Annotated in this window: 10 protein-coding genes and 4 pseudogenes; 11 read left to right on the forward strand and 3 right to left on the reverse strand. The window is 68.6% G+C overall.

Annotation, left to right across the window (positions count from 1 at the left end):
* From AC2W7M_RS11235 to AC2W7M_RS11260, 6 genes and pseudogenes are all read left to right on the forward strand, one after another.
* The coding region (locus tag AC2W7M_RS11235) for an amidohydrolase family protein (protein ID WP_486132441.1) at nt 1-704 on the forward strand (704 nt) is incomplete at its 5' end.
* 13 nt (nt 705-717) lie between these two features.
* Nucleotides 718-1185, forward strand: coding sequence for an SRPBCC family protein (locus AC2W7M_RS11240; RefSeq protein ID WP_486132442.1), 468 nt, complete (start codon nt 718-720; stop codon nt 1183-1185).
* A gap of 4 nt (nt 1186-1189) precedes the next feature.
* The gene (locus tag AC2W7M_RS11245; RefSeq protein ID WP_486132443.1) at nt 1190-1831 is read left to right on the forward strand and encodes an alpha/beta fold hydrolase; all 642 of its coding nucleotides are present in this window, start codon (nt 1190-1192) and stop codon (nt 1829-1831) included.
* A gap of 216 nt (nt 1832-2047) precedes the next feature.
* Nucleotides 2048-3031, forward strand: coding sequence for an ABC transporter substrate-binding protein (locus tag AC2W7M_RS11250; RefSeq protein WP_486132444.1), 984 nt, complete (start codon nt 2048-2050; stop codon nt 3029-3031).
* Complete coding sequence (locus AC2W7M_RS11255; RefSeq protein WP_486132445.1) at nt 3028-3837, forward strand: ABC transporter permease; 810 nt, start codon at nt 3028-3030, stop codon at nt 3835-3837. The genes AC2W7M_RS11250 and AC2W7M_RS11255 overlap by 4 nt, the downstream gene beginning before the upstream one ends.
* Nucleotides 3834-4370, forward strand: a pseudogene (locus AC2W7M_RS11260) (ABC transporter ATP-binding protein); the annotation flags it as partial. The gene AC2W7M_RS11255 and the pseudogene AC2W7M_RS11260, both read left to right, overlap by 4 nt.
* A 295-nt stretch (nt 4371-4665) precedes the next feature.
* Here AC2W7M_RS11260 and AC2W7M_RS11265 read toward each other — a convergent pair.
* On the reverse strand, nt 4666-5574 hold the full coding sequence (locus AC2W7M_RS11265) for a LysR family transcriptional regulator (protein ID WP_486132446.1): 909 nt from the start codon (nt 5572-5574) through the stop codon (nt 4666-4668).
* 167 nt (nt 5575-5741) lie between these two features.
* On the opposite strand from AC2W7M_RS11265, the gene AC2W7M_RS11270 reads away from it, so the two are divergent.
* The 5 genes and pseudogenes from AC2W7M_RS11270 to AC2W7M_RS11290 all read left to right on the forward strand — a co-directional run bounded on the left by AC2W7M_RS11270 (nt 5742) and on the right by AC2W7M_RS11290 (nt 10291).
* Nucleotides 5742-6107 carry a Rieske (2Fe-2S) protein gene (locus tag AC2W7M_RS11270; RefSeq protein WP_486132447.1) on the forward strand — a complete coding sequence of 122 codons (366 nt, stop codon included), beginning with the start codon at nt 5742-5744 and terminating at the stop codon, nt 6105-6107.
* The gene (locus tag AC2W7M_RS11275; RefSeq protein ID WP_486132448.1) at nt 6094-6435 is read left to right on the forward strand and encodes a hypothetical protein; all 342 of its coding nucleotides are present in this window, start codon (nt 6094-6096) and stop codon (nt 6433-6435) included. Before AC2W7M_RS11270 ends, AC2W7M_RS11275 begins: the two co-directional genes overlap by 14 nt.
* Before the next feature lie 13 nt (nt 6436-6448).
* Nucleotides 6449-7687, forward strand: coding sequence for an amidohydrolase family protein (locus tag AC2W7M_RS11280; protein WP_486132449.1), 1239 nt, complete (start codon nt 6449-6451; stop codon nt 7685-7687).
* Nucleotides 7688-7933: 246 nt separating this feature from the next.
* Nucleotides 7934-8734, forward strand: a pseudogene (locus AC2W7M_RS11285) (Bug family tripartite tricarboxylate transporter substrate binding protein); the annotation flags it as partial.
* A 123-nt stretch (nt 8735-8857) separates the two neighbouring features.
* Nucleotides 8858-10291: pseudogene (locus AC2W7M_RS11290) on the forward strand (NAD-dependent succinate-semialdehyde dehydrogenase).
* Between the two features lie 160 nt (nt 10292-10451).
* Here the strand turns inward: AC2W7M_RS11290 and rfbA are convergent.
* Together rfbA and AC2W7M_RS11300 are read right to left on the reverse strand one after the other, a co-directional pair.
* Nucleotides 10452-11323 (reverse strand): annotated as a pseudogene (gene rfbA, locus AC2W7M_RS11295) (glucose-1-phosphate thymidylyltransferase RfbA).
* Nucleotides 11320-11599 (reverse strand): sugar nucleotide-binding protein (locus AC2W7M_RS11300; RefSeq protein ID WP_486132450.1); only part of this gene is annotated, 280 nt, incomplete at its 5' end. The gene AC2W7M_RS11300 and the pseudogene rfbA, both read right to left, overlap by 4 nt.

The raw sequence follows: 11599 nt of genomic DNA on the forward strand, positions 1-11599 counted from the left end.
GAGTCGCGGCTCCGCCAACGGCGCACCGTCGCCGCCGCCGCCAAGGCCGAGCCGCGCTTCCATCCCGCTCGCCAGCGTGCCCCTGGCAGGACGGGCGGCTGGCCGCCGAGGTGCTGCGCGAGGCCCACGCCGCCGGCTTCCGCGGCGCCATGATCGGCACCCAGCCCAAGGGCAAGGGCGGCGTGCTCGACGATCCGACGCTGACGCCGTTCTGGGAGGCCGCCGACGAACTCGGCGCGGCCGTGTTCATCCACCCGGTGTTCGAGAGCGGCGACGACCGGGTGCACGATTACGGCATGGCCAATGCGGTGGGGCGCATCACCGACACGCTGATCGCCCTGTCGCGCCTGATCTATGCCGGCCACGTGACGCGCTATTCCAGGGCCAAGATCGTCGCCGGCATCGGCGGCGCGGCGCTGCCCTACATCGTCGGCCGGCTGCGCCGGAACTATGCGCTCGACAAATCGCTGGGCGATCCCGACGCCGCGCTGGCCGCGCTCTATTACGACACCATCGTCCAGGACCCGCGCACGCTGCGCTACCTCGCCGACATGGTCGGCGCGGAGCGGATCATGATGGGCTCGGACATGCCGTTCCCCATCGGCGACCTGGCCCCGCTGCGGATCGTCGAGGAGACCTCGTTCTCCGACGCCGAGCGCGCCTCCATCAATGGCGGGCTGGCCCAGCGCCTGTTCGGCCTGTGAGCAGGAGGCCGGGATGAAGATCGACCTCGAAGGCTCCGAGACCATCGCCGCCGATCCCGAGCGCCTGTGGCAGGCGCTCAACGATCCGGCCGTGCTCACGCGCTGCATTCCCGGCTGCAAGACCATGACCGAGACCGGGCCGGACGCCTACAAGGTGGAGATGCAGCTGCGCGTCGCGGCGGTCGGCGGCTCGTTCGAGGGCGAGATCGCGCTGAGCGACAAGACCCCTCCGAAGACCTGCCACATCAGCGTGTCGGGCTCCGGCTCGCTCGGCCACGGCTCCGGCACGGCGCGGTTCGAGATCACGCCGGCGGAGGGCGGCTCGCTGCTCGCCTATCAGGGCGCGGGGGAGGTGGGCGGCCTCGTGGCGGGGGTCGGCCAGCGCATTCTCGGCAGCGTCTCCAAGCATCTCGTCGGCCGCTTCTTCACGGCCTTGCGCAAGGAATTCGAGGGCGACGCCGCCCTCGGTGCGGCGGAGTAGGCACATGCAGGGGTCGATCGCACAGGTGCGGCACGTGGAGGTCGAGCCGGGCGTGCGCCTCGCCGTCAGCGAGGCCGGGACCGCGGGCGCGCCCACGGTGGTGTTCAGCAACTCGCTCGCCGCCGACATGGGCATGTGGGACGAGGTGGCCGCCCGGCTCGCGCCCCACGCCCGTCTGGTGCGCTACGACACGCGCGGCCACGGCCGTTCCGATGCGCCCGACGGCCCCTACAGCCTGGCGCTGCTGGCAGCGGACCTCGCGGCGGTGATGGACGCACTGGAGATCCAGAGCGCGGTGATCTGCGGGCTGTCGCTCGGCGGCTTCACCGGCATGCGGCTCGCCATGACGCGCCGGAGCGGGTCGAGGGCCTCGCGCTCGCCAACACCGCGGCCAGCTTTCCCCCCGCCGCCATGTGGCACGATCGCGCCCGGGCGGCGCGGGCCGATGGCCTCGCCCCGCTGGTGGCGCCGACCCTGGAGCGCTGGTTCACCCCCGCGTTCCGGGCCGCAAGGCCCGAGCGGGTCGCACAGATCGGCGCGACCATCGGCGCCCTGTCCGGCGAAGGCTATGCGAGTTGCTGCGAAGTGCTCGCCTCCGAAGACATCCTTGCGGAACTGGGCGGCATCGCCTGCCCGACGCGGGTGATCGTCGGCCTGCACGATCCGTCCACCCCGCCCGCGCGGGGCGAGGAAATCGCCGCCGCCATTGCCGGGGCCGACGTCTGCGCGGTCGAGGGGGCGCACCTCTCGGCGGTGGAGGCGGGCGACGCCTTCGCCGACGCCGTCCTCGGCCTGCTGCACCGCGCCGCCCCGGGCAGGCCCCCCATAACACACAAGAAGCAGAACCTCAGGAGGAACGTCCATGAAGATCGTGGTCGCCACCAAAGCCGCCGCCGTCCTTGCCGCCGTTATGGCGGCAGCGGTGCCCACCGCCCAGGCGCAGACCCTGGAGAAGCTGTCGATCGTGGTGTTCGGGCCCCCCTCGCTGGGCGCCTTCCTGCCGCCGGTGATCAAGGCGCAGAAATACGACGAGAAGCACGGCCTCGACTTGACCTTCGCCGAGCGCACGCCGGACGCCTACACCGCCCAGTTCAATTCGGGCGAGTACAAGGTGGGCGGCAGCGCGGCGCTGCTCACGGTGGGGCTTGCCGACCTGCGCGGCGTGAAGGTCACCTATCTGTTCAACCTGTTCGATTTCTGGGGCGGGGTGGTGACCTCGCGGCCGGACGTCAAGACCCTCAAGGACCTGGAGGGCAAGGACCTCGCCGCCGCCAAGGGCACGACCAACTTCGTGATGTTCGACTGGCTGGCGCGCCGCCAGGGGGTCGACACCTCCAAGATCTCGGTGGTCAACACCGCGACCCCGGGCCTCGTCGGCTATGCGCTGGCGGACCGGGCGAGCGCCGTGCAGCTCTGGGAGCCGGCCTACACCACGTTGCTGTCGAAGAAGCCGTCGATCCAGACCCTCGATCTGAAGATCATCGACAGCTGGAAGGCGTTCGCCAATTCCACCAGCATTCCCTATCTCGGGGTGGCGGCCCATGCCGACTGGGTGGCGCAGAACCAGGCGCTGGTTCCCAAGCTCTATGCGGCCTACAAGGACGCCGCCGCCTGGGTTCAGGCCAATCCCGACGCGGCCGCCAAGGTGATCGCGCCGCGCGGCACGCCCGAGGACCAGGCCGCGCTCGCCCAGCTGATCCGCGCCAACGACCGGCTCGGGCTGAACGTGGTCTGGGCTTCCGACGTCAAGAAGGAAATCAACGCCGTCTACGAGGCCGGCCGCAGCATCGCCTTCCTGCCCGGCGCGCCCGCGCCGGGGACCATCTTCGAGGGAGGCAAGCGGTGAACGCGCGCGCGCCGGCGGCACAGGGATCGTCCCTGGCCGTCCTCTCCGTGCTCAGCGGCGGGGCGCGCATCGCCGCGCCGTTCGCGGTCCTGATCGCGCTGTGGCAGATCGCGGCGCAGTTCTTCCCGCCCTATCTGTTCCCCTCGCTCGTCGACGTGTTCTGGCGCTGCATCGAGATATTCACCCACTGGAGCCAGTTCGCGAACGTGCTCGCCACGGTGTGGCGCATCCTTGCGGGACTTGCGGGGGCATTCGCGATCGGCGCCCTCCTGGCGGTGCTGATGGCGCGCTCGCAGGCAGTGGACCGGTTCCTGTCGCCGATCCTCGCCTTCTTCCAGGGCATCCCGGCGCTGTCCTGGGTGGTGTTCGCCATCATCTGGTTCCACGGCATCGAGTTCCGCATCTTCTTCATCATGGTGCTGACGACGCTGCCGGCCTTCACCTTCCAGATTCTGGGCGCCCTGAGAGCCATGTCGAAGGACCTCACCGAGATGGTGATGAGCTTCCGGCCCACGCGCTTCAAGCTGTTCAGCACCATGATCGTGCCGGCCATCCTTCCGGACATCTTCACCGCCTGGAAGGTCAATCTCGGCAACGCGTCCCGCGTGGTCGTGGTGGCCGAGCTGGTGGGCGCCACCGGCGGCGTCGGCTATGAACTGCTGCAGCAGCAGCAGCTGTTCGACATGGCCGGCGCGCTCGCCTGGACGCTGCAGCTCGTCTTCTTCGTCCTGCTGGTCCAGAACGCGATCTCCCTCCTGGAAGCCCTGCTCTTCAGCTATCGGGCCGTTTCGGAGCGCAGCCTATGACCGCCGCCGCCAATTCCTTCCCCCACGACGACGGCGCGGCTCCGGTGGAGATCCGGTTCGATCACGTCAGCAAGACGTTCGGCCGCCACGGCAGCGGCGACCTGTTCCGCGCGGTGGACGATCTGAACCTCGAAATCCGCGCCGGCGAACTGGTGGCGATCCTCGGCAAGACCGGCTGCGGCAAGTCCACCATGTTCAACATGATCGCCGGCCTGCTGGAGCCGAGCGAGGGGCGGGTGGTGGTGTCCGGCCACGACCCGTTCCGCCAGTTCGACTGGTTTCGCGGCAAGATCGCCATCGTGTTCCAGAACGACCGGCTGCTGCCCTGGCGCACGGCGATCGAGAACGTGGCGCTCGGACTGGAGATGCTCGGCATCTCGAAGGCCGAGCGGTTCGCCACGGCGCAGCACTGGCTCACCAAGCTCGGCCTCGGCGGCCACGAGAACGACTACCCGCACGCGCTCTCGGGCGGCATGCGCCAGCGCGTCTCGATCGCCCGGGCGTTCGCCACCAACGCCAACATCCTGCTCTGCGACGAGCCGTTCTCGGCGCTCGACGAGATGACCGCGAACCGGTTGCGCGAGGAATTCGCCCGCCTGGTGCGCGAGAACGGCAAGACGGCGGTGTTCATCACCCATTCCATCAACGAGGCGCTGCAGATCGGCGACCGGATCGTGGTGCTGCTGCGCCCCGCCAAGATCGCCTACGACGTGAAGCTGGACCGGGACGCCAGCGCGGCCGCAAGCGACGTGGTGCGCCGCGCGCATCCGCCAGGTCCTCGCCGTCTGAACGCCGGCGGGCGCCGCGGGGCAGGGGGCCACGCGGCGCTCAGGGCGGGCTGCGCGTGTAGGGCTGCGGCCAGTGCAGTTCGCTCAGGGCGAGAAAGGCGTCGAGGACCGGCGTGCGGCGGCCATAGGCGAGGGCGAGTTCGTAGGTCACCGGCGCGCCCTTGCCGGTCAGCGGGCAGAACACCACCCCCTTGCGCTCCGCGGTTGCGCTCGCCTTGGTCACCAGCGCGACGCCCATGCCGCCGGCCACCAGCGAGATGATGGTGTCCATCTGCTGCGCCTCCTGCATGATCAGCGGCGCGAAGCCCGCCGCCGAGCAGGCCTCGCGGATGCTGCGGTGCAGGCCCGGCCCTTCGCGCGGGGGGATGCACACCCACGCCTCCTGCTTCAGCTGCGACAGCGCCACCTGGCCGAGGCCGCACAGCCGGTGACCCTCCGGCAAAGCCGCGATCATCTCGCTCTTGGTCAGTGGCCGGATGGTCAGGCCCTGGTCGGCTTCGACCGGGGGAATGACGAAGCCGACGTCCGCTTCGTCCTGGTTGAGGCTGCGCACCTGCTGCGCCGTCATCTGCTCGCGCAGTTGCAGCTCCACGTCGGGATAGGCCTCGCGGAAGCGGCGCAGGAACGGCGGCAGGATGTCCCGCGCCGCGCTCGGCACGAAGCTGACCCGCAGCGACCCCTTGAGCCCGTTGGCGGCGCGGCGCGCCGCCTGCACGGCGCGCTCGGCCTGCTGCACCGTGCGGCGCGCCTCTTCGAGAAAGACCTCTCCCGCCTGGGTGAGGCAGGTGATGCGGTTGGTGCGCTCGATGAGCGGCGCGCCCACCTCCTCCTCGATGCGCTGGATCGCGGTCGTCAACGGTGGCTGGGCCATGTGAAGGCGCTCCGCCGCGCGACGGAAGCTGAGCTCCTCGGCCACCGCGATGAACTGCCGGAACTGCCTCAGGTCCATGCCGTGATCCACCCAGGATATCACGCCTTCAGAAAACTAATATTAGACATATTACAATTCGGGTTCAATCATCCAGATTGTGATGATGCAAGGTTTTGTACGCCGCGATTGCCCCTGAAGGCGCTCGACGCCGCAATGCAGCATAAGAATTGGCAGGTGGAAACGTCATGAACGAGTACAGCGCAGGAAAGGTCGACGATTATGCGGACGGGGACCGGAAGGTCGTCCTCTGCGGTGAGGCCGAAGTCGGTGTCTTTCGGATCGCGGGCGAATTCTACGCCTGGCACAACCGATGCGCCCACCGGGCCGGTCCCGTCTGCCAGGGCCGCATCATGAAGCGCGTGCTGGAGCCCGTCGATGGGGACGGGCAGGTGCGCGCCCAGGCCTACGACGAAAGCGAAGACCACATCATCTGCCCCTGGCACGGCTACGAATTCAGCATCCGAACCGGCAAGCATCCCGGCAACGAGCGCGTGCGGCTGCGCAAGGCCGAACTGATCGTGCGAGACGGAGAGATTTATGTCCGCGCCTGAAGACGACCGTCGCAACGACCCCTATGCCTGGATCGACGCCACGGCGCCCAAGCTGCTCGCCGCCTCCCGTGAGCTGGTGGAGACCGGCGCCGCCGCCCGCATCTCCGACGAGGCGGTGGCGCAGATCCTGACCGCCGCGGTGCGGCTCTACGTGGCGAAGTCCGACGGCGAGGAGCGCACCTTCTCGCCCATCTTCGGCGAGCGCGACAGCGAGCTGACGCCCACCGAACTGCTCTCGGCAGTGTCCGAGATGCTGCGTGCGCTTCATCTCGGTCCGGTGGAACTGGCGCTCTGGTATCGCCGCCGCCCCGACGAACACATCTCCTAAGGTGGCCCCGCCCATGAACGTCCAAGGCAAGTTCGGCCCCAATTATGCGGCCACCCAGCAGATCGACGTCTACACAGACACCCGCGAGGTGCTCGCCCACGCCAAGCGCAACGCGCGCCTGCGCGGCCTGCAGGACTGGTTCGTCGTCGACATCGACGCGCACCACGTGGAAACCGTCTCGTGGAAGGAAGTGGTCCAGTACATCGAGGACCCGGTGATCCGCGACAATGCCATGCGCTACCAGTCGGAGCGCATCGGCGGCCCGCCTTACGGCCTGAACGGCGACCTCGGCTTGCGCTACCAGTCGGTGGGCGGGCGCATCCCGCACCAGGACGACCAGCGCGAGAAGGTCGCGGACACCGACGTCCACCGCGACGTGGTGCTCACGCGCCGCGCCATGGATTCACTCGGCGTCGACAACATGGTGGTGTTCCCCACCCCGATGCTGTTCCTGGGCATGCATCCGCAGCCGGAAATGGAGGTGTGGCTGGGCCGCGCCTACAATCGCTGGATGGCGGACCGGATCCTTGCCGGCGACGACCGCATTAAGACCCTCGTCTATCTGCCCTTCAACACCCCGCAGGAGGCCGAGCGGGCGGTCGAGGAATTCGGCGACCACAAGAGCGTGATCGGCTTCTGCGTCACCAGCACCCGCACCAAGCCGGTGCACCACAACGATTACATGCGCCTCTACCGGATGATCGAGGAGCGCGGCAAGCCGCTCGCCTTCCATGCCGGCTACCACTGGCAGGATCCCTCGCTCGCCACCGTGAACCGGTTCCTGGGCATGCACTGCCTGGGCTTCGTGTGGTGCAACATGATCCACATGACCAACTGGATCCTCAACGGCATTCCCGAGCGCTTCCCCAAGCTCAACACGCTGTGGGTGGAGAGCGGCCTCGCCTGGGTGCCGTTCCTGATGCAGCGGCTGGACGACCAGTATCTGATGCGCCAGTCCGAGGCGCCGCAGTTGAAGCGGATGCCGTCCGAATACATGCGCGACACCTGCTTCTACACCACGCAGCCCATGGAGACGACGCATCCGAAGGCGCTGGAAAACACCTTCGACATGATTAATGCGAAGACGCAGCTGTTGTTCTCGTCCGATTGGCCGCATTTCGACTTCGACCTGCCGCAGATGATCTGTGACCTTCCGTTCATCGACGAGCAGGCGAAGCGGAACATCCTCGGCCTCAATGCGGCGCGGCTCTTCAATCTCGATCCGACGCCGCGGAAGAACCTGTTCGCCTGACATCGCCCGGCACGGGCCAAGAGCGGCCGCAAGCCGGCCCGACCCAAGGCCGCGTCGCGCCCGGCAGCCGCCGGCGCGGTGCGGGCCGAAACCTGCAAGAGAGGGAGAAAACCTATGGAGCGGAGAACACTGCTCGGCGCGCTTGCCGTCCTGGCCTGCGCGCTGGGACCGGCCGCCGTGGCGCAGGCGCAGTCATTTCCCGAACGGCCCATTCGCCTGGTCGTTCCCTACGCGCCAGGCGGCGCGATGGACGGCACCGCGCGCCTGCTGGCCCAGCAGCTGCAGGAGAGCCTGAAGCAGACCGTGGTGGTGGAAAACAAGCCGGGCGCCTCGGGCATGATCGGCGTCGACTATATGCGGCGCTCCGAGCCTGACGGCTACACGATCCTGATCGACACCATGGCGATCGGCGTCAACCCGACGCTCAACCACGCCAAGTACGATCCCATCGCCGATTTCACGCCCATCTCCCAGGTGATGGCCATGCCCTATGCGCTGGCCGTCAACCCCAATTCCGGCATCAAGACGTTCGGGGACCTCATCGCCAAGCTGAAGGCCAACCCCGGCAAGTTCAACTCGGCCACCTCGGGCACCGGGAGCCAGCTCGCGACCGCCGCCTTCCGCAAGGAGAGCGGGACCAAGTTCGAGATCATCCCCTATCCGGGCGGCGGCCCGGGCATCCTTTCGGTGATGGCCGGGGATTGCGAGATGGTCATCATGGACATGGCCAACATCGCCCCCTTCATCACCTCCGGCAAGCTCACGGGCCTCGTGGTGTCCACGCCGACGCGCTCGGAGGTGACGCCCGACGTTCCGTCCGCGCCCGAGGTGGGCCTGCCGGGCTTCGAGGTCAGCGCCTGGTTCGGCATCTTCGGCCCCAAGGGCATCCCCGCGGACCGCGTCACCTTCCTCAATGCCGAGATCCGCAAGGCGCTCAAGACCGAGGCGATGCTCAAGTTCTTCAAGTCGTCGGGCTCGGTGCCTTCGACCATGGATGCCTCCCAATTTGCGGCCTTCTACCGCAAGGAGGTGGACCGCTGGCGTGCGGTGATCCTAGAAAAACGGGCTCCAGGTCCAAGAATTAGCCGGTCCGGGGCGCGGGCGGGAGGGGGCGGGGGCCTCTCCGCCGGCGCCGGTCCGCGCTGGCGCGCGGCGGATCGAGGAACGACCATGTATCGGGATGTCCTGCTCCATATCGGCGGCGAATGGCGCGCGGCGCGCGCGGGCGCACGTTCGACGTCCTCAACCCGGCGACCGGGGATGCGATCGGCACCTGCGCGTTCGCCGAGACCGCCGACCTCGACGACGCCCTCGCCGCTGCAACGCAAGGTTTCGCCGACTGGCCGCCGGCAGAGCGCCCACGCCCGCGCCGGCGTGCTCATGAAGGCGGCCGAGCTGCTGCGGGCGCGCGCCGAGGACGTGGCGCGCCTGATGGTGCTGGAGCAGGGCAAGCCGCTGGCCGAGGCGCGCATCGAGGTGCAATTGTCGGCGGACGTGATCCAGTGGTTCGCCGGCGAGGCGGCCCGCATCTATGGACGGGTCATTCCGGCGCGCGCCGACCATGTGCACCAGCTCTCCCTGCGCGAGCCGGTTGGGGTGGTCGCCGCCTTCACGCCCTGGAACTTCCCGGTGAGCCAGGCGACGCGCAAGAGCGCGGCGGCGCTCGCGGCCGGGTGCGCGGTGATCCTCAAGGGGCCGGAGGAGACGCCGGCGTGCTGCGCCGAACTGGTGCGCGCCTTCGCCGATGCCGGCCTGCCGGCGGGCGCGCTGAACCTGGTCTACGGGCATCCGCCGGACGTATCCGGCTATCTCGTTCCCCATCCGCAGGTGCGCAAGATCTCCTTCACCGGATCGACCGTGGTCGGCAAGCAGCTCGCCGCGCTCGCCGGCGCGCACATGAAGCGCGCCACCATGGAACTCGGCGGCCATGCGCCGGCGATCGTCTGCGCGGATGCCGATCTCGACACCGCCGTGCGGGTGCTCGCGGCCGGCAAGTTCCGCAATGCCGGCCAAGTGTGCATCGCGCCGACCCGGTTCCTGGTGGAAGAGTCGGTCTATCAGCCGTTCCTGGAGCGCTTCGTCGCCGCCGCCGAGGCGCAGCGGCTCGGCAGCGGGCTCGATCCGGACACCACCATGGGGCCGCTCGCCAATCCGCGCCGGCTCGATGCCATGGAGGCGTTCGTCGCGGACGCGCGCGACAAGGGCGGACGCGTCGTCACCGGCGGCACGCGACGGGGCAATCGCGGCTGGTTCTACGCGCCCACCGTGGTGAGCGAACTGCCGCCCGACGCCCGCCTGCTCAATGAGGAGCCGTTCGGGCCGGTGGCGCTGATCGCGCCGTTCGAGACCCTGGATGCGGCGATCACCGAAGCCAACCGCCTGCCCTACGGGCTCGCCGCCTATGCCTATACCCGCTCGCAGCGCGCCGCCGCGCGCCTCGCCGGCGAAATCGAGAGCGGCATGGTCTCCATCAACCATCATGGCCTTGGCCTGCCGGAGACGCCGTTTGGCGGCGTCAAGGACAGCGGCTATGGCAGCGAGGGCGGCGCCGAAGGCATCGAGCCCTATCTCAATGTGAAGTTCGTCAGCCAGGCCGACGCCTGACCCCGCTCCCGATCCGCTCGGCGCCAAGAGCGGATCGGATCGGGCGCTAGAGCACGCGCCGATCAGCCTGCATCGCAGGCTGATCGGATCACGCGTTCTCTATCAATAAGTTAGAGGGCGATTCACCGATCAAATTGGTTCAATTTGATCGGATCGCGCTCTAGATGCCATCGTCCGCGAGGCGGCTGAGGTAGGCGCCGTAGGTGGATTTGGCGAACGCCTTCGCCTGGGCCCGCAGTTGCGCCTCGTCGATGAAGCCGGCGCGGAACGCCACCTCCTCGGGGGCGGAGACCCGAAGGCCCTGCCGCTTCTCGATGATCTGCACGAACTGCGCGGCCTCCACCAGCGAATCCGGCGTGCCGGTGTCGAGCCAGGCGAAGCCGCGGCCCATCATGGAGACGTGCAGCTGGCCGCGCTCCAGATAGGCCTTGTTCACGTCGGTGATCTCGATCTCGCCGCGCGCGAGGGCTTCAGGCCGGCGGCGATCTCCACCACTTGGTTGTCGTAGAAATAAAGCCCGGTCACGGCGAGGTTGGACTTCGGCTTCGCCGGCTTCTCCTCCAAGGAGAGCACGCGGCCGCTCTTGTCCATCTCCACAACGCCGTAGCGCTCGGGATCGGTCACCGGATAGCCGAACACGGTGGCGCCCGCGGTGCGGCGGGCGGCGTCTTGCATCAGCTCGGGAAGGCCGTGGCCGAAGAACAGGTTGTCGCCCAGCACCAGCGCGACATGATCGTCGCCCACGAAGTCCCGGCCGACGATGAAGGCGTCGGCGAGCCCGCGCGGATGCTCCTGCACCGCATAGGTCAGCGCGATGCCGAACTGGCTGCCGTCCTTCAGCAGCGCCTTGAACAGCGCCGCGTCGTGGGGCGTGGTGATGATGAGGATATCCTTGATGCCCGCCATCATGAGCGTGCACAGGGGATAATAGATCATCGGCTTGTCGTAGACCGGCAGCAACTGCTTTGACACGACGAGGGTGATGGGGTGGAGCCTGGTGCCGGAACCCCCGGCGAGGATGATGCCCTTCACTTTGCCTCCTCGGTGCGTGTCCCGGCGGCCTTCGCGCCGAGCAGCTGGTCCACCACTTCGCGCGCCCGCTGCGACCAGGGCGCGGCCTTGACGCCGAACGTGCGCTCGAACAGCGCGCTCGACAGTTCGGAATTTCGCGGCCGCCGGGCCGGCGTCGGATATTCGGCGGTGGTGATGGGGGCGACCTCGGGCTTGCGGCCGGTGTGCGCCGCCGCCGCGGCGACGATGGCGCTGGCGAACCGTGCCAGGTGGTCGCGCCGTCGCCGGCGAATGGTA

This window comes from Xanthobacter sp. BG11Y11_SDJG (genome assembly GCF_057364445.1).

Excerpts from the sequence above, each read along its gene's own strand:
- AC2W7M_RS11265 (WP_486132446.1), bottom strand. The coding sequence starts at position 5,574 with ATGGACCTGAGGCAGTTCCGGCAGTTCATCGCGGTGGCCGAGGAGCTC.
- AC2W7M_RS11270 (WP_486132447.1), top strand. The coding sequence starts at position 5,742 with ATGAACGAGTACAGCGCAGGAAAGGTCGACGATTATGCGGACGGGGAC.
- AC2W7M_RS11250 (WP_486132444.1), top strand. The coding sequence starts at position 2,048 with ATGAAGATCGTGGTCGCCACCAAAGCCGCCGCCGTCCTTGCCGCCGTT.
- AC2W7M_RS11275 (WP_486132448.1), top strand. The coding sequence starts at position 6,094 with ATGTCCGCGCCTGAAGACGACCGTCGCAACGACCCCTATGCCTGGATC.
- AC2W7M_RS11280 (WP_486132449.1), top strand. The coding sequence starts at position 6,449 with ATGAACGTCCAAGGCAAGTTCGGCCCCAATTATGCGGCCACCCAGCAG.
- AC2W7M_RS11240 (WP_486132442.1), top strand. The coding sequence starts at position 718 with ATGAAGATCGACCTCGAAGGCTCCGAGACCATCGCCGCCGATCCCGAG.
- AC2W7M_RS11245 (WP_486132443.1), top strand. The coding sequence starts at position 1,190 with ATGCAGGGGTCGATCGCACAGGTGCGGCACGTGGAGGTCGAGCCGGGC.